Below are 23,841 nucleotides of genomic sequence, written 5' to 3' on the forward strand. Positions count from 1 at the left end.
GTCCCCTGGAACGCCGGACCCGCCTCCGTCACACCCAGATGCAGCGGATAGTCCGACCGCGCCGCCAGCAGACGGTAGGCGTTCACCATCACGACGGGGTCGTTGTGCTTCACCGAGATCTTGATGTCCCGGAAACCGTGCTCCTCGAAGAGCGACGCCTCCCACAGCGCCGACTCCACCAGAGCCTCCGGCGTCGCCTTGCCGTACTTCTTCAGCAGACGCGCGTCGAGGGACCCCGCGTTCACACCGATACGGATCGGCGTCCCCGCGTCCCCGGCCGCCTTGGCGATCTCCTTGACCTTGTCGTCGAACTGCTTGATGTTGCCCGGGTTCACCCGCACCGCCGCACAGCCCGCGTCGATCGCCGCGAACACGTACTTCGGCTGGAAGTGGATGTCCGCGATCACCGGGATCTGCGACTTCTTCGCGATCGTCGCCAGCGCGTCCGCGTCGTCCTGCGTCGGGCACGCCACCCGCACGATCTGACACCCCGACGCCGTCAGCTCAGCGATCTGCTGCAACGTCGCACCGACATCCGACGTACGCGTCGTCGTCATCGACTGCACCGACACCGGTGCGTCCCCACCGACCGCCACCGACCCGACCTGGATGCGCCGCGAGGGGCGGCGCACCGCGAGCGGCCGGGCCGGCAGCCCCGGGAGACCCAGGGCGACCGGTTCTCCTGTGGTCACGACGTCACCGGTTCCCGCCGACGGTCTCCCGTGCCGCTCGAAGGGACTCCTTCAGCGATCCCATGGTGGCAAGCACCGCAGTGGGCTCGTACCCGCAGTGCGCCATGCAGTTGGCGCAGCGCGGATCCTTGCCCCGGCCGTACTTGTCCCAGTCGGTGTCCTCGATGAGCTCCCGGTAGGTGGGGACGTAGCCGTCGCTCATCAGGTAGCAGGGCCGCTGCCAGCCGAAGAGCGAGTAGTTGGGGATCGCCCAGGCCGTGCAGGGGAAGTCGGCCTTGCCCTCCAGGAAGTCCAGGAACAGCGGAGAGTGGTTGAGCCGCCAGCGGTTCCGGTTGCCCCCCGCGAAGGACTTCTTGAAGAGTTCGCGGGTCTGCTCGACCCCCAGGAAGTGCTCCTGGTCGGGGGCCTTCTCGTAGGCGTAGGCGGGCGAGATCATCATCTCGTCGACCTTCAGCTCGTCGTTGAGGTAGTTGAGGACCTCGATGACGGTCTGCGGGGTGTCCGTGTTGAAGAAGGTGGAGTTGGTGGTGACCCGGAAGCCGCGCCGCTTGGCCTCCTTCATCGCCTCCACCGCTTCGTCGAAGACCCCTTCCTTGGCGACCGACTCGTCGTGCCGTTCGCGCAGGCCGTCGATGTGCACGGCGAAGGCGAAGTAGGGCGACGGTGTGAACTTGTCGAGCTTCTTACGCATCAGCATGGCGTTGGTGCAGAGGAAGACGTACTTCTTCTTCGCCACCAGCTGTCTGACGATCTCGTCGATCTGAGGGTGCATCAGGGGTTCGCCACCGGCGATGGAGACCATCGGGGCACCTGATTCGAGCACCGCCCCCACGGCCTGCGCGACCGGCATTCGCTGCTTGAGCACCCCCGCCGGGTGCTGGATCTTCCCACAGCCCTCGCACGCCAGGTTGCAGGCGAACAAGGGCTCCAGCTCGACGATCAGCGGGAACTTCTCCCTCTTGCGGAGCTTCTGTTCGAAGAGATACGTCGCAACCTTGATGGACTGACGGAGCGGCATGGCCATCTGGGCTCACCTCCTGGGGAGCAGCAAAGATCGGTGCCATTCATGGAAAGCCGGAAGCACGGCACGAAGAACGCGGAATGCCGATATTCCACCGCGGACCGTGCCGATACGGACGAGCTCATGCTCTGGAGCGTCCACGACCACCCGTACGGCCGCAACCGGGCGCGGCCCGGTCCGCAGAGCGGCGCGGAGCGTGGCGGCGGACTCCATGTCCACCGCGATGGCACCGGTGGCCCGGAGCCCTGCCCTCTCGGGACCCCGTACGACGTGCCCGGAGCCGGCGAGCGGGCCGGTGTGGACCGTGCGACCGGGTACCGCCCTGGTCAGCGCGTCGACCAGGAAGCCGGTCCCCACGCAGACGGTGGTGATGCCGCCGTCCCGGGTCTCCTCGGCCACGACGAGGTCACCCGGGTGCATCCCGGGAGCGAGCCCGGCGCAGAATCCGGAGGCGATGACCGCCGCGGCTTCCGCGCCGTCCTGCGCCAGGGCGCGCAGGACGGCGTTCTCCGCGGCCCGGGGCCCCATCCCGGTCCTGACGACGCTCACGTGCCCGTTGGCACCGCCGGCCCTGCCGGTGCGCAGGGCGAGGCGTTCGATGCCGAGCGCGCAGGCGATCAGCAGGGGCGTGGCGGGGGCGGGCGGTCCTTGCGTACCGCCCATCGGATCAGGCCCCCCCGCCGGTCTCGATGCCGCCCACGCCGGCCGCGAGGGCGAACGGGTCGCCGTACACGTACCGGCCGAGCGCCGTCAGGGGGAAGACCTGCCGGTAGAGGTGGTAGTTGATGGAGAAGTCCCAGGGGAAGCCGGTCCCGGTGAAGTGCGGCTCGTCCCAGGAGCCGTCGGCCTGCTGGGTCTCCGCGAGCCAGGCGACGCCTCGCTCCACGGATCTGGTGTCCCGCTCGCCGGCCGCGAGCAGCGCGAGGAGCGCCCAGGCCGTCTGGGAGGCGGTCGAGCTCCCGTGACCGATCCACTTCTCCTCACGGTAGGACCGCAGGTCCTCGCCCCAGCCGCCGTCGTCGTTCTGGACGGATCTCAGCCAGTCGACGGCCCGCCGGACGGCGGGGTGCGCGGCGGGCAGCCCGGCGGCGATCAGCGCGGGCACCACGGAGCCCGTCCCGTAGATGTAGTTGACTCCCCAGCGCCCGAACCACGCACCGCTCGCCTCCTGTTCCGCGAGCAGCCAATCGACACCCCGCCGGGTACGGGGGTCCTGGGCACGGCCCTCGACCGCGAGCATCTCGACGACATGGCCGGTGACGTCGGCCGACGGAGGGTCGATGACCTCGCCGAAGTCGCAGAACGGCAGCCGGTTGGGGAACGGGCTGGTGTTGTCGGCGTCGAAGGCGCCCCAGGCTCCGTTGCGGGACTGCATGCCGAGGTTCCAGCGCACCCCGCGCTCGATGGCGGCCTCGACCCTGGACGGGTCGGGGTGGCGGACCCGCCGCAGTGCCAGGACGACTTCGGCGGTGTCGTCGATGTCGGGGTAGTTGTCGTTGTGGAATTCGAAGGCCCAGCCCCCCGGCGCCAGTTCGGGCCTGCGTACGGACCAGTCCCCGGGCCGTACGATCTCCTCGCCCAGCATCCAGTCGGCCGCTCTCACCAGCGCCGGATGGTCGGGGCTCACCCCGGCGTCGGCGAGGGCGATGGTGGCGAGGCAGGTGTCCCAGACCGGGGACTGGCAGGCCTCGACCATGCGGGCACCGTCCTCGCGCCACACGGTGAACCGGTCGAGCGAGGCGAGGCCCGCCCGCATCACCGGGTGGTCCAGGTCGTATCCGAGCAGGTGGAGGGCGATGACGGAGTACACGGCGGGCGGCTGGATACCGCCCCAGCAGCCGTCGTTCTCCTGTCGCTCGATGATCCAGCGGGCCGCCGCGTTCATCGCTGCACGCCGGAGCCTGCGCGGGGCGACCTTGTGGTAGAGGTGCAGCGCCTTGTCGAGGCGCTGGAAGACGCCGTCCCAACTGGTCGCGGGGGCGGCGGGCCTGGCCGGATCGGGGCAGGCCGGATCGGTGTGCAGTTCGTCCAGGGTGAACGGCGCCGGGCGTACGGGCCGCAGGGCGGAGACGATGGTGAGCGGCACGATGGTCTGGCGTGCCCAGCAGCCGAAGTCGTAGATGTTGAGCGGGACCCATTTCGGGAAGAACATCAGCTCGGGCGGGAGCTCCGGCAGGTCCTCCCACTTCCACCAGCCGAAGAGCGCGAGCCAGATCCGGGTGAAGACCCGGGACTCCGCGATGCCGCCCTGTTCCCTGACCCAGCCGGCCGCCCGGATCATGTGCGGGTCGTCGGGCCGGTCTCCGGCGAGACGGAGGGCGACGTACGCCTCGATGGTGGCGGAGAGGTCGGGCGGCCCCTCGTAGAAGGTGTTCCATGTGCCGTCGCCGAGTTGCTCGCCCCGGATGAAGCGGGCCGCGGCCTTGACGGTGTCCGGGTCCTGGATGCCCAGGAACTGACGGAGCAGCAGGTCCTCCGCGTCCATGGTGACGTTGGTGGCGAGGTCGCCCTTCCACCAGCCCTGCTCGTCCTGCCTGCCGAGGAGGTGCTCCACCGAGCGTTCCGCGGCCCGCCGCGCGACGGCGAGCGTGTCGTCCGCGGCGTTGGTCGATTCGGTCGGATCGCTTGCCGGGACCGCGCGGAGGTTCGCGGCCCCGGTGCTTCCGTCGGTCGTCGCTGTCATGGCTTCCCCTTCGTGCAGTCTGGTCCTCTGCTGTGCTGGGGTCTCCGTCGGCGGGCTCCCCGTGGGGCGCCCGCCGGCGACTGCGAGTCATATCTGGATGGTGATCATCTCTTTCGTACGACAACGAAGTCGGCGAGCGCGGTGAGCTGCGCGCGCACATGTTCCGGCATGGCGACGCCGTGCAGCGCCTCTATGGCTACCGCGTGCTGACGGCGGGCTTCCTGGGCGGTCCACTCACGGCCGCCCGCCTCCTCGATGAGTGCCGCCCGTGCGGCGAACTCCTCTTCGGAGAAGCTGTCGAAGTCACTGCTCTTGGCGTCGGCGGCGAGCATCTCGCCCAGGCGCTCCGAGGCGGGTCCGCCCGCGGCGAGCGCGGCGACGACGGGGAGGGACTTCTTGCGCTGGCGCAGATCGCTCCACGTCTGCTTGCCCGTGGACTCCGGGTCGCCCCAGATCCCGAGCAGGTCGTCGACGGCCTGGAAGGCGAGCCCGAGGTGGTAGCCGTACGTCTCCAGGACGTCGGCGGTGCGGTCGTCGGCACCGCCGAGCACGGCGCCGATGGAGACGGCGCAGGCGAGCAGCGCGCCCGTCTTGTTGCCCTCCATCTCCAGGCACTCCTCGACCGTGACCCGCTCACGGTGCTCGTAGGAGATGTCCTGGGCCTGGCCGTCGATCAGCTTGCGGCTCGCCTTCGTCAGGCGCCAGGCCGCACGGCCCGACTCGGCGGTGCCGAGCTCGAGCAGGACCTCGTTGGCCAGCGCGAAGAGCGCGTCGCCGACGAGGATCGCCTGGGCGGGGCCGTGCACCTTCCACACGGTGTCGCGGTGACGGCGCTGCTCGTCGCCGTCCATGAGGTCGTCGTGCAGCAGTGAGAAGTTGTGCACGAGCTCGACGGCGACGGCGCCGGGGATCCCCGCCTCGGCAGGAGCACCCGCCGCCTCCGCGGACAGCAGGGACAGCGCGGGGCGCACCGCCTTGCCTCCGTCGCCGTCGGCGGGCCTGCCCTGGGCGTCGATCCAGCCGAAGTGGTAGGCCGCGACGGTGTCCATGGGGGGCGCGAGCCGCTCCACGGCAGCTCGCAGCACCGGCGCTGACAGGGCCCGTCCGCGCTCCAGAAGCGCGGTGACGTCCGTGGTGTCCGCCACGGTGTCGGAAGCCGGATTCGCCGGGGTCACAGACTCTCCTCTTGTTCCGGTGGTACTGCTCATGCCGCCTCCTGCAGCGGATGTTCGTGTGGCCGGCCGAGGGCCTGGAGCGCGGCCTGGGCTGCGGTGAAGCCGCTGCGGACCGCGCCCTCCATCGTGGCGGGCCAGCCCGTGGCGGTCCATGCTCCGGCCAGATGCAGCCCAGGGGCACGCGTGTGCGTGCCCGGCCGCAGGCGCCCCACGCCCGGCGCGGGCGCGAAGGTGGCGGTGCGTTCCCGGGTGACGAAGAAGTCGCGGATGCCCGCCCCCCGCGCCGCCGGGAGGAGGCGCTCCAGTTCGGGCAGGTAGCGCTTGCGCAGTTCGGCGACGGGCAGATCGATCTCGTCGCCCGCCGCGGACTGGGACACCGCGAGGTACTGGCCGCCGCCTTGGAGACCCGAGGACGCGGTGCGGTCGAAGACCCATTGCACGGGTGAGCCGAGCGCGGCGAAGAACGGCCTGCGCAGCACCTTGCGGTCGTAGACGACGTGGACGTTCAGGATCGGCGCGTCGGCGAGGTCGAGCAGCCGGCCGGGGTCGTCCAGCGCGCCCTCGGGCAGCAGCCGGTGGGCGTCACCCTGCGGTACGGCGAGGACGACGGTGTCCGCCTCGATCCGCTCGCCGTCCGTCCCGACGGCCCAGCGCCCGTCCTCGGTGCGGGTGAGGGAGGCGGCCCGGGTGCGCAGGCGGATGCGTACGCCCGCGGACTCGAGCGCCTTGCGGGCGAGGGTGTCGTGGAGGTCCCCGAGCGGCACGGCGGCCCAGCCGATGTCGGCGGCGCCCGGTTCGGAGAGGAGTCCCGTCTTGAAGACCTTCGCGGCCAGCGCCATCGAGGCGTTCGGCGCGGTGGCGTTCAGCGTGGCGACGCCGACGAGGTCCCAGAGCGCCTCGATGGTGCGCTGCGACTGGCCCTGGCGGCGGAGCCAGGTGGCGAAGTCGATGCCGTCGAGTGCGGGGTCCGCGGGGTCGAGACGGCCCAGCGCCAGTGCCGCCCGGGCGACGCCGGCCTTCTCCGCGAGCGAGAGGTGCGGGTAGGCGGCGAGGCCTCCCGCGAGATGCAGGGGTACGGGCAGCGCGGTGCGGCGCAGCCGTCCGAGCCTCGGACCCGTGGGTCGCCCCACGTCGAGTACGGGCACGTCGAGGCGGTCCTGGAGCGGGGCGAGGTGGCTGCCCTCGATGCGGTCGAGGAACCAGCGGTAGAAGGTGCAGCAGCGCAGGTAGACGTGCTGGCCGTTGTCGACGGAGAGGTCGCCGCGCCGGAAGGAGAAGGCGAGGCCGCCGAGCCGGGGGCGGCCTTCGAGCAGGGTCACGTCGACGCCTGCGCCGGCGAGGCGCAGCGCCGAGGTCACGCCCGCGAGGCCGCCGCCGACGACCACGGCACGGGAGGGGTGAGGGTGGTTCCGGCCGGTCATGCCTGCCCCCTTCGCCCTGCCGCCGCGCACGGCCGCTTCCGTCGCTTCGTCGCAGTGTGGGACGCACCGGAACCCGACGGGGTTGCCCGAGGTCCGCGCCCGGCCCGGTTCCGGCCCGTCATCAGGCCCTCCCCCTGGCCGTCCGGCGGGAGACGTACCGCGCGTCGAGGCCCGACAGGCCGCGGACCGCCACGAACGCCTTCTCGTGGCCCGGCAGCGAGACCCGCCCGCGCAGCACGGCCTCGGGGTCGCGTTCGATGCGGTCCAGCAGCCGGCGGTAGATGCCGGCCATGGCCGCCACGCAGGCACCGCTGCGCCGGTCCAGCATCGGCAGCAGCCGGTAGCCCTCGGCGAAGAGTGCCCGGGCACGCCGGACCTCGAAGTGCACCAGACCGGCGAAGTCGGACCCGGGGGGCGGGGTGGCCCGTGCGAATCCGGCGGAGCAGCCGAATTTCGCGAGGTCGTCGGCGGGAAGGTAGATACGGCCGTTGCCCGCGTCCTCGCGCACGTCGCGCAGGATGTTGGTGAGCTGGAGCGCGAGGCCGAGGGTGTCGGCGTACTCCGCGGCCCGTTCGGAGCCGTGCGCGCCCGTCTCCGTGCCGAAGACGCCGAGGCTGAGGCGCCCGATGGCGCCCGCCACACACCGGCAGTACAGCTTCAGGTCGTCCCAGGTCTCGTAGCTCGCCCCGCGCACGTCCATCAGCACACCGTCGATGAGCTCGTCGAGACCGCCGAGCGGCAGCGGGAAGCGCTGCGCGGCGTCGGCGAGCGCGACCGCGACCGGGTCGGTGTCGTCCTCGTCCACCGCCTTGTCCCGGATGCGGTCGAGCAGCTCACGGGTGTCCGCCAGCCGGGCGTGCTTGGTCTCCGCGTCCAGCTCGCCGTCGCCGATGTCGTCGACCCGACGGGAGAAGGCGTACAGCGCCGACATGGCCTGCCGCTTCTCGTACGGCAGCAGCCGGATGCCGTACGCGAAATTACGGGCCTGCTGTCCGGTGACGGCCTCGCAGTAGCTGTATGCGGCCTGTACCGGTGCCGACATGTACGTCGTCTGTCCCTCCACGGTCCGGCTCACCCCTCTCTGTGCGCTCTTCGCAGGACGGCACCCATTTCGCGCAGCAGTCTGGGCGCGGTGGGCCTGGGCGGTCCGGGCAGTACGTCGAAACCGGCGGCCGCGATCGCGGTGAGCGCCGCGCGCCCTCCGCCGACGAAACCGGCGAGCAGCAGCCTGAGCCGGCCGTGGACGCTGTCCACCAGGGGAATGCCCTCGTCGAGCAGTTCCCGGGCGCGTCCCGCCTCGAAGGCGACGAGGGCACGCACGGACGCGTTGGCGGTCGGTGCGGCCAGGTCCGCTTCGGTGACGTGGAACCGCTCCATGTCCTCGGCGGGAAGGTAGATCCGGTCGCGGCCGAGGTCCTCGGCGACGTCCTGGAGGTGCTCGGCGATCTGCAGCGCCGTGCAGACGGCGTCGGAGCGGCGGATCCGTTCGGGGCTCGCGGTGCCGGTGATCGCCAGCACGAGGCGTCCGACGGGGTTGGCGGAGAGCTCGCAGTAGGCCAGCAGCTCGCCGTAGGTGCCGTAGCGGCGGACCTTCTGGTCCTGCCGGTTGGCCTCGACGAGGCCGAGGAAGGGCTCGGGGGTGAGGCCGCAGCGCCGGACGGTGGGACGCAGGGCGCGCATCAGCGGGTGGCTCGGGCCGTCGCCGGAGCGATCGAAGACGCGGTGCAGGTCGGCCTCGAGTGCGTCGAGGAGGGCGAGCCGGTCCTCGCTCTGCCCGGGTTCGAGGCCGAGACCGCGGGCATCGCCGCCGCCGGGGGCGAGGTCGCCGTCACCGATGTCGTCGACGAGGCGCGCGAAGCCGTAGACGGCCATCAGGTCGTCACGCCACGCGCGGGGCAGGAAGAAGGGGGCCACGGGGAAGTTCTCGTCCGTGGCCTTGTCCAGCGTGCCGGTGGTGACGGCGCCGGTGCGCGCCTGCTGGACAGGGGTCACTGCGGACCACCCGACGCGGGGACGGCGAGACCACGTCGGAGCTGGAGATCTTCCATCATTGCCGTCATATCTCCCGTTCTACACTGCCGACCCAAAACATCCCTTTTCGGACACGCCGCTCGTCCTCCCGAGTGCGACATGCACGCAACGGGCGATGTGCCGGGGGGCGTATCACCCCACATTGGCGCGAATCAGCACCGGTACAGCTTACGTTGCAGGGCGCACAGGGCCGCGCCGGGGTGCGGCGCGCGACCGTACAACGCCTGAACTCTCGCCAACCTTCCCCGCGGCGGGGGCAATTGACGTCATCCGCCGGGAGGAGATCGCCCCTGGTCCACGGAGCCGCCTTCCGCCCGGAGCGGCACAGCAGGGTGGCCCCCGCCGCTGCGCTCGGGCGGGGGCCACCACGGACGTGTGCTACTTGCCGGTCTCCCGCTCGTACGCCTTCAGCACCTCTTCGGTGGGGCCGTCCATCAGGAGCTCGCCCTTCTCCAGCCACAGCACCCGGTCACAGGTGTCCCGGATCGTCTTGTTGTTGTGGCTGACCAGGAAGACGGTGCCCGCCTCCTTGCGCAGCTCGCGGATGCGCTCCTCGGAGCGGACCCGGAACTTGCGGTCACCGGTGGCCAGCGCCTCGTCGATCATCAGGACGTCGTGGTTCTTGGCGGCGGCGATCGAGAAGCGCAGCCTCGCCGCCATGCCGGACGAGTACGTCCGCATCGGCAGCGTGATGAAGTCGCCCTTCTCGTTGATGCCGGAGAAGTCGACGATGCCCTGGTAGCGGGCGCGGATCTCCTCGCGGCTCATGCCCATGGCGAGACCGCCGAGCACGACGTTGCGCTCACCGGTCAGGTCGCTCATCAGCGCGGCGTTGACACCGAGCAGCGACGGCTGGCCGTCGGTGTACACCTTGCCGTGTTCGGTCGGCAGCAGTCCGGCGATGGCCCTGAGCAGGGTGGACTTGCCCGAACCGTTGGTGCCGATGAGGCCGATGGCCTGGCCCCGGTAGGCGGTGAAGGAGACACCGCGCACCGCGTGCACCTTGCGTACGCCACGGGGCTCACCCTTGCCCCGGCGCATTATCCGGCTCAGCGCCGCGGTGGCGCTGCCCTTTCCGCCGCCCGTGCCGTTGACGCGGTACACGATGTGCACGTCGTCCGCGATCACGGTCGGGATGTGTCCCTGGGACGCTTGCTCAGCCACGGCCGTACCGTTCCTCTGCCTTCCAGAAGTACACGAAGCCCACGACGCCCACCACGAGCGACCAGGCGAGCCCGACGGCCCAGACATGGTCCGGCAGGTTCTCGGAGCCGTAGCCGTCGATCAGCGCGAAACGGACCAGGTCCATGTAGATCGCCGCCGGGTTGTACTGGAGCACGTCCGCGATCCACTGCGGCTTGTCGGCCAGCATCACGGGGATGGAGAACATGACGCCCGACGCGTACATCCAGGTGCGCATGACGAAGGGCATCAGCTGGGCGAGGTCGGGGGTCTTGCTGCCGAGGCGCGCCATGACCAGCGCGAGGCCGGTGTTGAAGAAGAACTGCATCGCCAGCGCCGGCAGGACCAGCAGCCAGGAGAGCGAGGGATAGCTCCCGAAGCCCACCGCCACGGCCAGCAGCACGATCATCGAGTACAGCAGCTGCTGGAGCTGCTGGAGCGAGAACGAGATGGGCAGGGAGGCACGGGGGAAGTGCAGGGCCCGCACCAGGCCGAGGTTGCCGGCGATGGAGCGCACCCCCGCCATGACCGAGCTCTGGGTGAAGGTGAAGACGAAGACGCCGGTCACCAGGAACGGGATGAAGACCTCCTGGGTCATCCCCTTCCGGGTTCCCAGGATCAGGCCGAAGATCAGGAAGTAGACCAGCGCGTTCAGGAGCGGCGTCGCCACCTGCCACAGCTGTCCGAGCTTGGCCTGGCTGTACTGCGCGGTCAGCTTGGCCCGCGAGAACGCCAGGATGAAATGCCGGCGGCCCCAGAGCTGTCCCAGGTACGCGAACAGCCCGGGCCGGGCACCGCTCACCGTCAGGCCGTACTTGTCGGCCAGCTGGGAGGCGCTGAGCCCTTCGTCGGCGGACGGCGGGCTGCTCAGCGCAATCCCGCCGTCGTGGGTCGTGTCACTCACAGTTAAGAACTCTCGTCTTCACAATGCGCTGCCGGTCGCGGGCGCGGCCAAGGCGGACAGGTACCCGTACGAAATGAGTACGGCTCATGGTCTCAGAGGAGAGCCTCTCAGATCACGGGCGGTCGGCCCAGTCTGGTCAGCCGCCAAACCGTACGCCACCTCATGGGGCGCCGGGGACCGCAGGGCGTCGTCCAGCCTTCGCGGAAGCCGCCGAACCAGGCCTTGAGCGCGGGCAGGGAGGGCCGGCGCACCAGGGTGAGCAGCAGCCACACGCCCACGTACACGGGGACGAGCGGGGCGGGGAGGTTCCGGCGGGCGAGCCAGACCCGGTTGCGGGCCACCATGCGGTGGTAGACCGCGTGCCGCGAGGGCGCGGTGGTGGGGTGGTTCAGCACCATGTCCGCGCGGTAGTCGATCATCCAGCCGGCGTCCAGGGCTCGCCACGCGAGGTCGGTCTCCTCGTGGGCGTAGAAGAACTCGCCGGGGAGCGGACCGGCCTCGGCGATCACCTGGCTGCGCACGGCGTTCGCGCCGCCGAGGAACGTCGTGACCCGGGACGAGCGCATCGGGTCGGAGGCGCGCAGCCGCGGCACGTGCCGTCGCTGGGTGACCCCTGTGTCCGGGTCCGCGATGCGGAAGGTGATGATGCCGAGCTTCGGGTCCGCCTCGAACGCCTGCCGGCAGAGCTCGGCGGTGTCGGTGTTCGGGAGGAACCCGTCGTCGTCGAGGAAGAGCAGCGCGTCCACATCGGCTCCGGAGGGGCCGAACGCCTCGATGCCGACGTTACGGCCGCCCGGAATGCCCAGGTTCTCGGGCAGCTCGACGGTGCGGACGCCCGGGGGGACGTCGGGAACCGGGGCTCCGTTGCCGACGACGACCACCTCGATCCGGTCGCCGTCCTGTGCGGCGACCGAGTCGAGAAGGGCGCGCAGTTCGTCGGGGCGGTTGCCCATGGTGATGATGACTGCGCCGAGTTTCATGGGAGAGCTCACTTCAGCCTGCTGGACGCCAGGATCGACACCAGGTGCAGGACGGTCTGGAGAAGGGCGATGCCGGCCATGACGGCGACCGCGAGGCGGCTGAAGAAGAGGTCGTCCCTGACCGTGTCGAGGACGGCGACCACCAGGATGACCAGGGACGCCTCGATGCCGAGGATCAGCCGGTGGAAGTTGAGCGCACCGGCGGCCCGGCGGGCGAGCGCCATGCCGGAGGAGCGCGGCTCGGACGCGGACTCCTTGACCGGCGGCAGCCCGCCCTGGTGGCGCGCGACGCCGACGAGGTCGGTCTCGGCCTTGATCAGGATGGCTCCGAGCGCGGCGAGCGTTCCCAGGAAGGCCCACAGCCAGTCGACGCGTCCGGTACCCCACAGGTCTGCGGCGCGCAGGCCGAAGCCGACCAGCACGGCCGCGTCACAGAGGTAGGCGGCCACCCGGTCCAGGTAGACGCCGGCCAGGGAGTACTGCTTCTTCCACCGGGCGACCTCGCCGTCGACGCAGTCGAACAGCAGGTAGAGCTGGACCGCGAGGACGCCGAGCAGGGCGCCCGGGATGCCCGGGACCAGCAGGGCGGGAGCCGCGAGAACCCCCGCGACGGTCATCACGTAGGTCAGCTGGTTGGGCGTGACCTTCGTGGTCACCAGGCGCCGGGTGATGCGCAGCGAGATCTCGCGCATGTAGAGCCGACCCGCCCAGTGCTCGCCACTGCGCCGGTCCTTCACGCCCGGAGGGTGCACGACCGGGCGGAGTTCAGCTATGGATGGCTTTTGCATAGTCGGCGTACGCGTCCCTGATCTGGTCGGTGGACAGGTTGAGGTGTTCCAGGATCGTGAAGCGTCCCGGGCGCGTCTGCGGTGCGTAGTCGACGGCCCGTACGAACTCTTCGGTGGTGAAGCCGATCTCGTCGGGCAGGACCGGCAGCCTGTGACGCCGCAGTACGGACACCATGTCGAGCGCGTCCGAGTGGGCGCCCCGCAGGTACATGGCGAAGCAGGCGCCGAGGCCGACCTGCTCGCCGTGGCTGGCCGCGCGCTTCGGGTAGAGCAGGTCGAAGGCGTGGTTGATCTCGTGGCAGGCGCCGGACGCGGGCCGGGAGTCACCGGCGATCGACATCGAGATGCCGGTCAGGACGAGGCCCTCGGCGAGCACCTTGAGGAAGGCGTCGTCCCCGACCTCGCCGGGGTGGCGCAGCACCGCCTCGCCTGCCTGCCGGGCCATCGCCGCCGCCAGGCCGTCGATGTCCTCACCGCGCGTCGCGTGGGCGAGCTCCCAGTCGGCCACGCACGAGATGTTGGAGACCGCGTCCCCGATGCCCGAGCGCACGTAGCGCGCGGGCGCCTCCCGGATCACGTCGAGGTCGATGACCACGGCGATCGGGGTGGGGACCCCGTAGGAGCCCCGTCCGTTGTCGTTGTCCAGGGTCGCGACCGGGGAGCAGAGTCCGTCGTGGGACAGGTTCGTCGCCACGGCGACCATGGGCATGCCCACGCGCGCCGCGGCGTACTTCGCCACGTCGATGATCTTGCCGCCGCCGAGGCCGACGACGGCGTCGTAACGGTTGCCCTTGATGCCGTCGGCGAGCCGCACCGCGGCGTCGATCGTGCCGTCGGTGACCGGGTACCAGTCGGCCCCGGGCAGCACCGGGGCGAGCCTCTCGCGCAGGGCGCGACCGGAGCCCTCGCTGATCGCGATGGCGAGCTTGCCCGAGGCTGAGATCCGCTGGTCGGCGAGGAGGCCGGCCAGATCGTCCATGGCGCCGCACCGGATGTCGACGACGACCGGGGACGGGATGAGACGGGTCAGTACCGGCACGCGATCTCCCTGCCCCTGGCGAGGTCGTCGTGGTTGTCGATCTCGACCCACGTCACCTCGCCGATGGGCGCCACGTCGACGGTGAACCCGCGGTTCACCAGTTCCTGGTAGCCGTCCTCGTAGTAGAGGTCGGGGTCGCGCTCGAAGGTGGCCTTCAGCGCGTCGGCGAGCTCCTCGGCGGCCTCGGGCTCGATCAGCGTGACGCCGATGTACTCGCCGGTCGCGGTGGCCGGGTCCATCAGCTTGGTGATCCGGCTGACGCCCTTGCCGTCCTCGGTGATGACCTTCATCTCCTCGTCGGCGAGGGTCTTCACCGTGTCGAGGGCGAGGATGATCTTCTGGCCCTTGCCGCGTGCGTCCAGGAGGGTCTTCTCGACGGAGACCGGGTGGACGGTGTCCCCGTTGGCCAGGATGACGCCCTGCTTCAGGACCTCACGGGCGCACCACAGGGAGTAGGCGTTGTTCCACTCCTCGGCCTTGTCGTTGTCGATGAGCGTCAGCTTCACGCCGTACGTCGCCTCGAACTCGGCCTTGCGGGCGTAGACCGCCTCCTTGCGGTAGCCGACGACGACCGCGACCTCGGTGAGTCCGACCTCGGCGAAGTTGGACAGCGTCAGGTCCAGGACCGTCTTCTCGCCGTCCACAGGCACCAGGGCCTTGGGCAGCGTGTCCGTGTAGGGACGCAGACGGCGTCCGGCACCGGCAGCCAGTACGAGGCCGATCATGCGAGTTCTCCTTCGTCGTGTACTGCGGGGGCCGAGGAGGACACCCAGAAGCGGATGGACTCCACGAGCACCACGAGAGCCACGGCCGCCGCCAGGACGGTGAGTGCCGTGGTGAAACCTGGACCGCCGGTCAGTACGGCGGCGAGGACGGCCACGACCAGGGCCCTGCCCTCGTGCCCGCCGATGGTGCGCACCAGCCACCGGGGCGGCGCTCCGGTGCCGCCACGGATGCGGTACACCGTGTCGTAGTGATGGTAGGCGACGGCAGAAACCAGGCCGAATGCCGCGGGAACGGCGTGCGGTACGTCGCTGCGGGCGGCCAGTACGAGCACCGTGCAGTATTCGGCGGCCCGGAAGACGGGGGGGACGAGCCAGTCGAGGGCGCCCTTGAGGGGCCGCGAGACGGCGAGGCCGGAGATGACCGCGTAGAGCGCCGCGGCCCCCACGGTCAGCCAGCCTCCGTACGGCGCGAACAGCGCCGCGGCGACGAGCACGACAGCACCGGCGAACGCGAGGAACGGGGCAGTGAAGCCGCCGCCCGGACGTCGGAGCACGGCGCCGACGGCCTCGGCGAGCGGCCCCGAGTCGGCGAGGTCGGCGAGTGCGCGGGCGGCGCGGTCGGTGCGCTGCGCCTTGCGGGTCAGCGAGCGCAGCAGCCGCCCTGCCGTGGTGTAGCAGGCGGCCAGGGCGCAGCCGACGAGCAGGGCGTAGAAGACGATCCGGGGCGTGGTCACGGCGGTCAGCACGGCGATCATGGCCCAGCGTTCACCGATGGGCAGCACTATCATCCGGCGCAGCCAGACCGTCCAGCCCACGCTGTCGAGCTTGTCGGACAGCGCGGCGGTCGGGCTCGTGTTGGACACCGCGTCGTGGTTGGCCTCGTTGAACGAGAAGTCCACCACGTGGCGGCAGGCCTGGAGCACCATCGCGCCGAGTGCCAGGACCCACACGTCGTCGCCGCCGCGGGCCGCACCGAGGGCGAGGCCGGCGTAGTACGCGTACTCCTTGGCCCGGTCGAAGGTGGCGTCCAGCCAGGCGCCCATAGTCGAGTACTGGAGCGAGTAGCGGGCGAGCTGCCCGTCGGTGCAGTCCAGGACGAAGGAGAGGAGCAGGAGCACCCCGGCCGCGATGTATCCGCCGCGGGTACCGGTCGCCGCGCTGCCCGCCGCGATCAGCGCGGTGATCAGCGAGGCGGTGGTGACCTGGTTCGGGGTGAGGCCCCGGCGGGCGCACCAGCGCGCGATGTAGCGGGAGTACGGGCTGATGAAGAAGGTGGTGAAGAAGCCGTCGTGTGCCTTCACCGCGCTGCGCAGCCGTACGGCCTCGTCGTCGACGGCGTCGACGGCGGTCCGCGCGGCCACCCGCTCCTCGGCGCCCGTGGGCACCTCGGCCGTGAGCGATCCGAGCTCGGGACGCTGTACGTGGGTGCCCTCCGCGTCGAGCGCGACGGCCAGCCGCCCGGGGACGGTCCGGTCCTCGGTGACGGGCTCGGCGCCGGGAGGCGCGACAGGGCTGCCCGCGCCGACGGCCACGACGGCACGGCGCAGGGCGCGCAGCAGCGCGGGGCGGGCCTCGGGCTGCGCGGTGAGCGCACCGGGGATCGCGGCGGCGGCGAAGCGGGGGTCGGTGAGTCCGAGCCTGAGGGCGTGGACATGGCCGACGAAACGGGGGTCCACGAGCGCGACGCGCCTGCTCGCGGGGACCGCGGCGAGCAGCTCGGCGGCCTCGGAGGCGTCGGCTGCGGCGGTCACGTCGAAGCCGAGTGACCTCAGATCGTCCTCGAGTGACGACCCGGGTACCGGCGCACCGGTGAGAATGGCGGTCGACAGACGAACTCACTCCTTGGCGCTGACGGGAACGGCGCGCGACAGTGCGGCCCGGAGGTGGGCCGGCGGCACGTCGGCTGAGGCTATCGGATGAACGGAAGACCGAGTTCACCGCCCGTTTGTGCTCCGTTCGGGCGAACCGGCCATCATGCGGCGCCGTTCGCGATCATCATCGTCGATCAACGCCTCGCCCCACAAACCGCGTCCGCGCAGCGCATAAGCTGACGTCCATGACGTGGTTGATCACAGGCGGAGCCGGCTACATCGGGGCACATGTGGCGAAGGCCATGACGGCGGCCGGGGAACGGGTCGTCGTACTCGACGACATCTCCACAGGCATCGAGGAGCGGCTGCCCGCGGAGGTCACGCTGGTGCGCGGCTCGGCGTCCGACCGGGACGTGCTCGACCGGGTCCTGACCGAGCACGCCGTCACGGGTGTGGTGCATCTCGCGGCGAAGAAGCAGGTCGGCGAGTCCGTCGCGGAGCCGCTGCTCTACTACCGGGAGAACGTGACCGGGCTCGCGGTGCTGCTGGAGGCCGTGGTCGCGGCCGGCGTGCGGCGCTTCCTCTTCTCGTCGTCCGCGGCGGTCTACGGGGTCCCGGACACCGATCTCATCACCGAGGACACTCCCTGCGCGCCGATCAACCCGTACGGCGAGACCAAGCTCGCCGGGGAGTGGCTGGTGCGAGCCGCGGGGAAGGCGTACGGCATCTCGACGGCCTGCCTGCGGTACTTCAACGTGGCGGGGGCGGCGGAGCCCGCGCTGGCCGACACAGGTGTCTTCAACGTCGTCCCCATGTTCTTCGACCGGCTGACGCGTGGGGAGGCCCCGCGCATCTTCGGTGACGACTACCCGACGCCGGACGGCACCTGTGTACGCGACTACATCCACGTCGCCGACCTGGCGGACGCGCATCTCGCCGTCGCACGAAAGCTGGACGAGGGCGCGGGTGACGGGAGCGGCGGGGACCTCACCGTCAACATCGGGCGGGGTGAGGGCGTGTCCGTACGCCGCCTCGCCGAGCTGGTGGCGGAGGTCACCGGCAGGCCCGTCGAGCCGGTGGTCGAGCCGCGCAGGCCCGGGGACGCGGCCAGGGCCGTGGCGTCCGCAGCCCGGATGACCGACGAGCTGGGCTGGACGGCACGCCGCGGGATGCGCGAGATGGTCGAGTCGGCCTGGGAGGGCTGGTGCCTGCGCCACCCGGAGGCGCGCGCCGCACGGTAGGCGACGACCTGGGCCGCATCTTCTGACCTGCGAACGTTTCCGCAGGTCAGAGCATATGACAACGGTGTTCAGTGCCGTGTTGCCCCGAAGCCCGCCCCCGTAGTTCACTGGCCGCATCGGGCGAGATGCGTCCGAGCCGTTCGAGGGTTTCGAGCCGTTCGACGGCTGCGAACCGTTCGAAGGTCACGACGCGTTCCGGAGGCGTTCTCATGGGGGCAGGCCACGATCACGGGCATGCGCACGGAGGGCCGCCCCCGTCAGGGACCGCCGCCGCCGCGTACCGGGGCAGGCTCCGGGTCGCCCTGGGCATCACGCTCGGCGTGATGGTCATGGAGATCGTCGGCGGACTCCTCGCGGACTCGCTGGCGCTCATCGCGGACGCCGCCCACATGGCGACCGACGCGCTGGGCCTCGGCATGGCGCTGCTGGCCATCCACTTCGCGAACAGGCCCGCCGGCCCCAACCGCACCTTCGGCTTCGCCCGGGCCGAGATCCTCGCCGCGCTCGCGAACTGCCTGCTGCTCCTCGGCGTCGGCGGCTATCTGGTCTTCGAGGCCGTCGACCGCTTCGTCACCCCGGCGGAGACCCGGGGCGGACTGGCCATCGCCTTCGCCGCCGTCGGCCTGGTGGCCAACGTGGTCTCGCTGTCGCTGCTGATGCGTGGGCAGCGGGACAGCCTCAACGTGCGGGGCGCCTATCTGGAGGTCGTCGCGGACACCCTCGGCTCGGTGACCGTGCTCGTGTCGGCGGGCATCATCATGGCCACCGGGTGGCAGGCCGCCGACCCGATCGCCTCGCTGCTGATCGGCCTCATGATCGTGCCGCGCACGGTGAAGCTGCTGCGGGAGACCCTCGACGTGCTGCTGGAGTCGGCCCCCAAGGGGGTGGACATGGAAGAGGTGCGTTCCCACATCACGGCGCTTCCCGGTGTGCTCGACGTACACGACCTGCACGCCTGGACGATCACCTCGGGCATGCCGGTGCTCTCCGCCCATGTCGTGGTGCACCAGGAGATGCTGGACTCGATCGGGCACGAGAAACTCCTGCACGATCTCCAGGGGTGCCTCGGCCATCACTTCGACGTCGAGCACTGCACCTTCCAGCTGGAGCCCAGCGGGCACGCGGAGCACGAGGCGCGGCTCTGTCACTGAGGCGGGCCGCGGCCCGGTGCCGGAGGCGCGCAGGAGCCGGTCCCGCCGAACCCGCGGGGCGGACATGCCCGTACCCGAAGTACGGACAGGCGGCTTTTGTACGGCAGACTTGACCGCACTCGAGGGGTCCGGCGCACGAGGCCGGGAACCAAAGCGAAGGATGGGTATGCCGACCACACCAGCCACCGCGGCGCACAGCTCGTCGAACGCCGCAGCCGACGCGATCATGCTCGAACTGGTCGACGAGAGCGGCACCACCATCGGCACCGCGGAGAAGCTCGCCGCCCACCAGGCACCGGGCCAGCTGCACCGGGCGTTCTCCGTCTTCCTCTTCGACGAGCGGGGACGGCTGCTGCTCCAGCGCCGTGCGCTCGGCAAGTACCACTCCCCCGGCGTGTGGTCGAACACCTGCTGCGGTCACCCGTATCCGGGAGAGGCGCCGTTCGCCGCCGCCGCCCGGCGCACCTACGAGGAGCTGGGGCTCTCCCCCTCGCTGCTCGCCGCGGCGGGCACGGTTCGCTACAACCACCCCGATCCGGTATCGGGCCTGGTGGAGCAGGAGTTCAACCATCTGTTCGTCGGGATGGCCCAGGAGCGGTTGCGGCCGGACCCCGAGGAAGTCGGCGAGACGGCCTTCGTGAGCGCGGCGGAGCTCGCGGAGCGGCACGCCGCCGCACCGTTCTCGGCCTGGTTCATGACCGTGCTGGACGCGGCACGGCCGGCGATCCGGGAGCTGACGGGACCGTCCGCGGGCTGGTGAGGCCCGGAGAGCACCGCGCAAGGGCGGTCAGAGCTGCGTCTTCAGGGGCAGCGCCGCCCAGATGATCTTGCCCCCGCCCGCGGTGTGCTCCACGTCGCAGGTGCCGCCCGCCTCCGCGGTGATCTCCCGCACGAGCAGCAGCCCCCGGCCGCCGGTCTGCCCGTAGTCGGTGACCAGGGCCGTGGGTCGGTAGGGGTGGTTGTCCTCGACGGAGACTCTTATCCATTCCGCCCCGATGGCCACCTCGACGGCCAGCTCGGGCGAGAGCAGCGCCGCGTGCCGGACCACGTTGGTCACCAGCTCGGACACGATCAGCAGCAGTCCCTGAAGGATGTCGTCCTCGACGGGTACGCCCTGCCTGTCGAGCAGGTCCCGTACGGCGTGCCGGGCCTGCGGCACCGAGGCGTCGACGGCGGGGGCGGTGAAGCGCCACACCCCTTCGTACGACACGGGTCGGGCCGGAACACTCCCGCGGCTCTCCATAGACCGGCACCCGCTCTCGACTCGCACATCACTGACCATCGAGTAATGAGTGTCGGGACCAGCGTGCCCTGGAGTACGGCTCTGACCACAAGTGGCCGCTTATGGAACCAATTTGACCGAGTGAGCATGTCAGCGTCGGATGTACGGACTACTTCTCGCCTTCTTCGGGCGCCATCTGGTCCGTCCAGCCAGAGGTACGCGGTGCGTGCTCGCTTCGCGGCCCCTTCTGGATCATAAGTTCGAGGGGTGCGGATAGCATCCGGCGCATGGACCTCACGGAACGGGCCGCGCCGGCGGAACCCCGGCTGGAGCACACGGTCGTGGACGGGGTCGCGACCGTCGTCATCAGCAACCCCGCCAAGCGCAATGCCATGACCTCGGACATGTGGCGGGCCCTGCCCGCGCTGATCGAAGCGCTGGCGGCCGACCCTGGGGTCCGCGTCCTCGTGCTCACCGGCGCGGGTGACACCTTCTGCGCCGGTGCGGACATCGCCTCCCTCCAGGACCCGGCCGGCCGCCCGCAGGCGCTCGCCGTCCGGGCCGAGGAGGCCCTGGCGGCCTTTCCCCGGCCGACGCTGGCCGCCGTGCGCGGCTACTGCGTGGGCGGCGGCAGCCAGCTCGCTGCCGCCTGCGATCTGCGGTTCGCCGAGGAGGGCGCGTCCTTCGGCGTCACCCCGGCCAAGCTCGGGATCGTCTACCCCTCCTCCTCGACCCGCCGGCTCGTCTCGCTGGTCGGCCCCGCCTGTGCGAAGTACCTGCTGTTCTCCGGCGAGCTGATCGGAACGGAACGGGCGCTCCGCACCGGGCTGGTGGACGAGGTCCTGCCCGCGGGCGGGCTGGAGGAACGGGTGCTCTCGTTCGCGCGGGTGCTGGCCTCGCGCTCGCAGCTGACCCAGGCGGCGGCGAAGGAGTTCGCCGACGGCCGTGAGGACCGGGACGGGTACTGGTCCCGGCAGGCGCGGGGCAGCGGCGACACCGCGGAGGGGGTCGCCGCCTTCCTGGAGCGCCGTCAGCCCCGGTTCACGTGGACCACCGCCGCCGACGGAACCTCGCCTACGTCAGGATGAACCGGCTCTTGGAGCGCCACTCCTCGACCATGGCCGCAGGGGCCTTCGCGGGTGATCCGCAGTCGTAGGGCGGCTGCGGGTCGTACTCCGTCAGCAGCTGGACGGCCCGCGCGTGGTCGTCGCCCGCGATCCTGCCGAGCAGGGTGAGGCCCATGTCGATGCCCGCGGAGACTCCGGCGGCGGTGACGTACTTGCCGTCGATGACCACCCGCTCGCCCGTGGGCCCGGCTCCGTACTTCTTCAGTTCGTCGAGGGCGAGCCAGTGCGTGGTGGCGCGCCTGCCGCTGAGCAGTCCGGCGGCGGCCAGCAGCAGCGAGCCGGTGCACACGGAAGTCGTCCAGGTGCTGGTGGTGTCGGCGGTGCGCAACCAGCCGAGCAGCTCCTCGTTCTCCATCTGACCGCTCTGTCCCGGGCCTCCGGGCACGAGCACCACCTCGGGGGCGGGCACGTCGGCGAAGGTGCGGTCGGCGACGAGGGAAAGACTGCCGGTGTCGTTGCGCACCGCTCCGGCACGCTCGGCGACGAAGACGGTCTCGGCGCCGGGGGCCCGGCTGAGCATCTCGTACGGGCCCACGGCGTCCAGCGCGGTGAAGCGGTCGAAGAGCACGATGGCGATCTGCATGGGTGGTCCTTTCACAGGTGGGGCGGTCGTGTCATGGATGTGGCGCTCGTGGTCACACGGACTGGGCACGGAAGCGGCGCCGGTATTCGGCGGGGGCCGTGCCGAGGGCTTTGACGAAGGCGCGGCGCATCGCTTCGGGGGTGCCGTAGCCGCTGGCGCGCGCGATCCCCGTGACGCCGTCCGCGGTGTCCTCCAGCAGCCGTCGCGCCTGTTCGAGGCGTACGCGCTCGACGTACTTGCCGGGGGTGGTCCCGGTCTCGGCCTGGAAGGCGCGGGCGAAGTGCCGGGGCGAGAGGCTGGCACGGGCCGCGAGTGTCTCCACCGAGAGGTCGGCGTCGGGGTGCTCGGTGACCCAGTGCTGAACCTCGCGAAGGGGCTCCCGGACGGCGGTCTGGGCGGTGAGCTGCACGCTGAACTGGGCCTGGTTGCCCGGGCGCCGCAGGAAGACCACCAGGTGGCGGGCGATGGTGAGCGCGACCTCCCGACCGTGCTCCTCCTCGACCAGGGCGAGCGCGAGGTCGATGCCGGCGGTGACGCCCGCCGAGGTGGCCAGCCGTCCGTCGCGTACGAAGATCGGGTCCGGGTCCACCTCCACGGCCGGGTAGTCCCGGGCGAGCGTCTCGCAGACGGACCAGTGGGTCGTGACCCGGTGGCCGTCGAGCAGACCCGCCGCCGCGAGGAGCAGGGCGCCGGTGCACACCGAGACCAGTTGCCGGGCCCCCGGTGCGTGGGCGCGGAGCCAGTCGATCAGCTCGGGGTCCTGGAACCTCGTGCCGGACCCGCCCGGCACGAGGAGCACATCGGGTGCCGGGGCGTCGGCGAGTGTGCCGTCGGGGACGAGGGTGAGGCCGCTGGAGCAGCGGACCGGCGCCCCGTCCAGCGAGGCGGTGCGCAGCTCGTAGGAGATGCCGGGAAAGTGGGAGGCGCCGGCGAAGACTTCCATCGGGCCGCTCACGTCGAGGCTCTGGACTCCCTCGAAGAGGACGACGAGCACGGATCGCTGCTTCATGCCCGTCATCCTGGGCGGCCGGGACCGGTGGCCGCAATGACGAGTTTCCCGCCTTTCCTGCCATGCGGCGGCCGGCGGCCACCCGGGTCTGTTCGACGTACCAACCAGTCGGTAACGTGCAGCCATGAGCACTCTTCCGCCGCGCGCCGGGCGCCGCTGCCACAACGCACTCAACCCGCTGCACTCCTGCGTCTACTTCTCACCCGACCTGGGCAAGGAGTTCGGCGAGCTCGGCGTCGAGGACGTGAACGCCGTCTACTTCGCCGCTCGCGGAGCGGCCCTGGGCGCGGCCGGGGCGGGCACGGTCACGGCCACCTTCTACAACTTCAACCACGAGCTGGTGAGCCGTCACCTGCCCGCCGTCTGGTCCCGCGTCACGCCCGGGGCCGCGCTCGACGCCCGGCTGCGGGCCGCCGACTCGACGCTGCGCCGGGTGCTCGGCGAGGAGACCCTCGCCTCGCCGGAGATGGCGGAGGCCGCGGGGCTGGCCCTGCGGGCCGCGGAGGCCTGCACCCGCCACGCCCGCCCGCTGTACGCCGCTCACGCCGATCTGCCGGTGCCCGAGGAGCCGCATCTGGCCTACTGGCACGCGGCGACCCTGCTGCGCGAGCACCGGGGCGACGGGCATCTCGCCGCGCTGCTGGCAGCGGACCTGGACCCGCTGGAAGCCCTGGTCAGCCACACCGCCACCGGCAAGGGCATGGCTCCGCGCTGGATCCTCGCCACCCGTGGCTGGCGCCGCACGGACTGGGACGCGGCGGTGGAGCGGCTGCGCGCGCGTGGGGTGCTGGACGCGGAGGGCGAGCTCACCGAAGCGGGCACCGCGCTCCGGGCCGGCCTGGAGGAGGCGACGGACCGCATGGACGCCGCGCCGTACGAACACCTCGGGGCCGACGGGGTGGCCAGGCTCACCGAGCTCGGGCGCGGCTTCCTGTTCGCGGCGGCTGCCGCGGGCGCGTTCCCTGAGGACCTGGTCGGCAAGGGCTGAGTTCCGGCAGGCTCCGTACACCCGGACGTCGGGGCCGTGATCGAGCAGGTCACGCGACACGGCCCCCG

General features: G+C 71.2%; 23 protein-coding genes. 5 read left to right on the plus strand and 18 right to left on the minus strand.

The features are described from left to right. The 15 genes from ABZY45_RS16445 to ABZY45_RS16515 all read right to left on the minus strand — a co-directional run. Positions 1 to 692 (minus strand): flavodoxin-dependent (E)-4-hydroxy-3-methylbut-2-enyl-diphosphate synthase (locus ABZY45_RS16445; protein ID WP_356740468.1); only part of this gene is annotated, 692 nt, incomplete at its 3' end. A gap of 4 nt (positions 693 to 696) precedes the next feature. Next, positions 697 to 1,716: an adenosyl-hopene transferase HpnH gene (hpnH, locus tag ABZY45_RS16450; protein WP_356740470.1), complete on the minus strand. Its 1,020-nt coding sequence runs from the start codon at positions 1,714 to 1,716 to the stop codon at positions 697 to 699. Positions 1,717 to 1,722: 6 nt separating this feature from the next. Beyond that, positions 1,723 to 2,376, minus strand: a complete 654-nt coding sequence (locus ABZY45_RS16455; RefSeq protein ID WP_356740472.1) for a 1-hydroxy-2-methyl-2-butenyl 4-diphosphate reductase — start codon at positions 2,374 to 2,376, stop codon at positions 1,723 to 1,725. A 4-nt stretch (positions 2,377 to 2,380) separates the two neighbouring features. Next, complete coding sequence (shc, locus tag ABZY45_RS16460; RefSeq protein WP_356740474.1) at positions 2,381 to 4,396, minus strand: squalene--hopene cyclase; 2,016 nt, start codon at positions 4,394 to 4,396, stop codon at positions 2,381 to 2,383. Between the two features lie 104 nt (positions 4,397 to 4,500). After that, on the minus strand, positions 4,501 to 5,604 hold the full coding sequence (locus tag ABZY45_RS16465) for a polyprenyl synthetase family protein (RefSeq protein WP_356740476.1): 1,104 nt from the start codon (positions 5,602 to 5,604) through the stop codon (positions 4,501 to 4,503). After that, entirely contained in the window at positions 5,601 to 6,992 is a 1,392-nt protein-coding gene (gene hpnE / locus ABZY45_RS16470; RefSeq protein ID WP_356740478.1) for a hydroxysqualene dehydroxylase HpnE, read from the minus strand. The genes ABZY45_RS16465 and hpnE overlap by 4 nt, the downstream gene beginning before the upstream one ends. Positions 6,993 to 7,113: 121 nt before the next feature. Continuing rightward, positions 7,114 to 8,034: a presqualene diphosphate synthase HpnD gene (gene hpnD / locus ABZY45_RS16475; RefSeq protein ID WP_356740480.1), complete on the minus strand. Its 921-nt coding sequence runs from the start codon at positions 8,032 to 8,034 to the stop codon at positions 7,114 to 7,116. A 29-nt stretch (positions 8,035 to 8,063) separates the two neighbouring features. Further along, positions 8,064 to 8,984: a squalene synthase HpnC gene (gene hpnC / locus ABZY45_RS16480; protein WP_356740482.1), complete on the minus strand. Its 921-nt coding sequence runs from the start codon at positions 8,982 to 8,984 to the stop codon at positions 8,064 to 8,066. A 417-nt stretch (positions 8,985 to 9,401) separates the two neighbouring features. Further along, positions 9,402 to 10,187 carry an ABC transporter ATP-binding protein gene (locus ABZY45_RS16485; RefSeq protein ID WP_356740484.1) on the minus strand — a complete coding sequence of 262 codons (786 nt, stop codon included), beginning with the start codon at positions 10,185 to 10,187 and terminating at the stop codon, positions 9,402 to 9,404. Beyond that, complete coding sequence (locus tag ABZY45_RS16490; protein ID WP_356740486.1) at positions 10,180 to 11,109, minus strand: ABC transporter permease; 930 nt, start codon at positions 11,107 to 11,109, stop codon at positions 10,180 to 10,182. The genes ABZY45_RS16485 and ABZY45_RS16490 overlap by 8 nt, the downstream gene beginning before the upstream one ends. Positions 11,110 to 11,216: 107 nt before the next feature. Further along, entirely contained in the window at positions 11,217 to 12,089 is an 873-nt protein-coding gene (locus ABZY45_RS16495) for a glycosyltransferase (protein WP_356740488.1), read from the minus strand. Between the two features lie 8 nt (positions 12,090 to 12,097). Beyond that, the gene (locus ABZY45_RS16500; RefSeq protein WP_356740490.1) at positions 12,098 to 12,877 is read right to left on the minus strand and encodes a CDP-alcohol phosphatidyltransferase family protein; all 780 of its coding nucleotides are present in this window, start codon (positions 12,875 to 12,877) and stop codon (positions 12,098 to 12,100) included. Beyond that, positions 12,855 to 13,916: an iron-containing alcohol dehydrogenase family protein gene (locus tag ABZY45_RS16505; RefSeq protein ID WP_356740492.1), complete on the minus strand. Its 1,062-nt coding sequence runs from the start codon at positions 13,914 to 13,916 to the stop codon at positions 12,855 to 12,857. The genes ABZY45_RS16500 and ABZY45_RS16505 overlap by 23 nt, the downstream gene beginning before the upstream one ends. Continuing rightward, a complete protein-coding gene (locus ABZY45_RS16510) occupies positions 13,904 to 14,641 on the minus strand; it encodes a phosphocholine cytidylyltransferase family protein (RefSeq protein WP_356740494.1) in 738 nt (245 codons plus the stop codon). Before ABZY45_RS16510 ends, ABZY45_RS16505 begins: the two co-directional genes overlap by 13 nt. Continuing rightward, entirely contained in the window at positions 14,638 to 16,392 is a 1,755-nt protein-coding gene (locus ABZY45_RS16515; RefSeq protein WP_356740496.1) for a DUF5941 domain-containing protein, read from the minus strand. The genes ABZY45_RS16510 and ABZY45_RS16515 overlap by 4 nt, the downstream gene beginning before the upstream one ends. 305 nt (positions 16,393 to 16,697) lie before the next feature. Here ABZY45_RS16515 and galE point away from each other — a divergent pair, with 305 nt between their 5' ends. The 3 genes from galE (at position 16,698) to idi (ending at position 19,604) form a co-directional block, all read left to right on the plus strand. After that, positions 16,698 to 17,693, plus strand: coding sequence for a UDP-glucose 4-epimerase GalE (gene galE / locus ABZY45_RS16520; protein ID WP_356740498.1), 996 nt, complete (start codon positions 16,698 to 16,700; stop codon positions 17,691 to 17,693). A gap of 209 nt (positions 17,694 to 17,902) precedes the next feature. Continuing rightward, on the plus strand, positions 17,903 to 18,844 hold the full coding sequence (locus ABZY45_RS16525; protein WP_356740500.1) for a cation diffusion facilitator family transporter: 942 nt from the start codon (positions 17,903 to 17,905) through the stop codon (positions 18,842 to 18,844). Between the two features lie 166 nt (positions 18,845 to 19,010). After that, entirely contained in the window at positions 19,011 to 19,604 is a 594-nt protein-coding gene (gene idi, locus ABZY45_RS16530; protein WP_356740502.1) for an isopentenyl-diphosphate Delta-isomerase, read from the plus strand. Between the two features lie 27 nt (positions 19,605 to 19,631). Here idi and ABZY45_RS16535 read toward each other — a convergent pair whose 3' ends face one another. Next, positions 19,632 to 20,087, minus strand: coding sequence for an ATP-binding protein (locus ABZY45_RS16535; protein WP_356740504.1), 456 nt, complete (start codon positions 20,085 to 20,087; stop codon positions 19,632 to 19,634). Positions 20,088 to 20,353: 266 nt separating this feature from the next. Between ABZY45_RS16535 and ABZY45_RS16540 the strand changes: the two genes are divergently transcribed. Then, on the plus strand, positions 20,354 to 21,154 hold the full coding sequence (locus ABZY45_RS16540) for an enoyl-CoA hydratase/isomerase family protein (RefSeq protein WP_356740506.1): 801 nt from the start codon (positions 20,354 to 20,356) through the stop codon (positions 21,152 to 21,154). Here the strand turns inward: ABZY45_RS16540 and ABZY45_RS16545 are convergent. Further along, the gene (locus ABZY45_RS16545; RefSeq protein WP_356740508.1) at positions 21,141 to 21,776 is read right to left on the minus strand and encodes a DJ-1/PfpI family protein; all 636 of its coding nucleotides are present in this window, start codon (positions 21,774 to 21,776) and stop codon (positions 21,141 to 21,143) included. The genes ABZY45_RS16540 and ABZY45_RS16545 overlap by 14 nt on opposite strands. A 52-nt stretch (positions 21,777 to 21,828) precedes the next feature. Then, a complete protein-coding gene (locus ABZY45_RS16550) occupies positions 21,829 to 22,785 on the minus strand; it encodes a GlxA family transcriptional regulator (RefSeq protein ID WP_356740510.1) in 957 nt (318 codons plus the stop codon). A gap of 124 nt (positions 22,786 to 22,909) precedes the next feature. On the opposite strand from ABZY45_RS16550, the gene ABZY45_RS16555 reads away from it, so the two are divergent. Continuing rightward, positions 22,910 to 23,773, plus strand: coding sequence for a hypothetical protein (locus ABZY45_RS16555; RefSeq protein ID WP_356740512.1), 864 nt, complete (start codon positions 22,910 to 22,912; stop codon positions 23,771 to 23,773). Positions 23,774 to 23,841 lie beyond the last annotated feature (68 nt).

Origin of the sequence: Streptomyces sp. NPDC006516, assembly GCF_040611875.1 — a bacterium.
GTDB lineage: Bacteria > Actinomycetota > Actinomycetes > Streptomycetales > Streptomycetaceae > Streptomyces.

Bases quoted from the DNA above. Each gene is read 5' to 3' on its own strand.
- hpnH (WP_356740470.1), bottom strand. From the start codon at position 1,716: ATGGCCATGCCGCTCCGTCAGTCCATCAAGGTTGCGACGTATCTCTTC.
- ABZY45_RS16455 (WP_356740472.1), bottom strand. From the start codon at position 2,376: ATGGGCGGTACGCAAGGACCGCCCGCCCCCGCCACGCCCCTGCTGATC.
- shc (WP_356740474.1), bottom strand. From the start codon at position 4,396: ATGACAGCGACGACCGACGGAAGCACCGGGGCCGCGAACCTCCGCGCG.
- ABZY45_RS16465 (WP_356740476.1), bottom strand. From the start codon at position 5,604: ATGAGCAGTACCACCGGAACAAGAGGAGAGTCTGTGACCCCGGCGAAT.
- hpnE (WP_356740478.1), bottom strand. From the start codon at position 6,992: ATGACCGGCCGGAACCACCCTCACCCCTCCCGTGCCGTGGTCGTCGGC.
- hpnD (WP_356740480.1), bottom strand. From the start codon at position 8,034: ATGTCGGCACCGGTACAGGCCGCATACAGCTACTGCGAGGCCGTCACC.
- ABZY45_RS16495 (WP_356740488.1), bottom strand. From the start codon at position 12,089: ATGAAACTCGGCGCAGTCATCATCACCATGGGCAACCGCCCCGACGAA.
- ABZY45_RS16500 (WP_356740490.1), bottom strand. From the start codon at position 12,877: ATGCAAAAGCCATCCATAGCTGAACTCCGCCCGGTCGTGCACCCTCCG.
- ABZY45_RS16510 (WP_356740494.1), bottom strand. From the start codon at position 14,641: ATGATCGGCCTCGTACTGGCTGCCGGTGCCGGACGCCGTCTGCGTCCC.
- galE (WP_356740498.1), top strand. From the start codon at position 16,698: ATGACGTGGTTGATCACAGGCGGAGCCGGCTACATCGGGGCACATGTG.
- ABZY45_RS16525 (WP_356740500.1), top strand. From the start codon at position 17,903: ATGGGGGCAGGCCACGATCACGGGCATGCGCACGGAGGGCCGCCCCCG.
- idi (WP_356740502.1), top strand. From the start codon at position 19,011: ATGCCGACCACACCAGCCACCGCGGCGCACAGCTCGTCGAACGCCGCA.
- ABZY45_RS16535 (WP_356740504.1), bottom strand. From the start codon at position 20,087: ATGGAGAGCCGCGGGAGTGTTCCGGCCCGACCCGTGTCGTACGAAGGG.
- ABZY45_RS16540 (WP_356740506.1), top strand. From the start codon at position 20,354: ATGGACCTCACGGAACGGGCCGCGCCGGCGGAACCCCGGCTGGAGCAC.
- ABZY45_RS16545 (WP_356740508.1), bottom strand. From the start codon at position 21,776: ATGCAGATCGCCATCGTGCTCTTCGACCGCTTCACCGCGCTGGACGCC.
- ABZY45_RS16550 (WP_356740510.1), bottom strand. From the start codon at position 22,785: ATGAAGCAGCGATCCGTGCTCGTCGTCCTCTTCGAGGGAGTCCAGAGC.
- ABZY45_RS16555 (WP_356740512.1), top strand. From the start codon at position 22,910: ATGAGCACTCTTCCGCCGCGCGCCGGGCGCCGCTGCCACAACGCACTC.